This is a genomic window from Mycobacterium venezuelense (assembly GCF_054919535.1).
This window is the reverse complement of record NZ_JBONDW010000073.1, coordinates 1-476: the sequence shown is the minus strand read 5'-3', so window position 1 is coordinate 476 and position 476 is coordinate 1. Positions and strand designations below refer to the sequence as shown.

The window sequence follows — 476 nt, the reverse complement described above, 5'->3', positions numbered from 1 at the left end:
GGGCAGGGTGCCGAGGCGTTGGGAGATGGAGTCGAGGATGGTGGGGAAGTCGGAGTAGGAGCGTCCGGTGGCGCCGGGTCCGCCGTGGAACAGGGTGTCGCCGGAGATGACGGCGCCCAGGTCGGGGATTGACCAGCACACCGATCCGGGGGAGTGGCCGGGGGTGTGGAGGGCGTGGATGTCGATGCCGCCGACGGTGAGCACCTGACCGTCTTCGACGGTGCGGAATTCTTTGTTGGGGTGGGTCATTCGCCAGAGTATGTCGTCGGCGGGGTGCAGGAGCACGGGGGCGTCGAGGGTGGTGGCGAGTTCGGGGGCGACGGTGATGTGGTCGTTGTGGCCGTGGGTGCAGATGACGGCTAGGACGTTGCGGCCGGCGACGGCGTCGATGATGGGGTCGGCGGTGTGGGCGGCGTCGAAGATCACGACGTCGGTGTCGTCGCCGACGAGCCAGATGTTGTTGTCGACGTCCCAGG

At 68.1% G+C, this 476-nt stretch carries 1 protein-coding gene; it reads right to left on the bottom strand.

The genetic code is table 11. From position 1 onward, the window contains the following. On the bottom strand, positions 1 to 476 hold a 476-nt coding region (locus ACRCUN_RS34240), incomplete at both ends, for an MBL fold metallo-hydrolase (protein ID WP_462146039.1).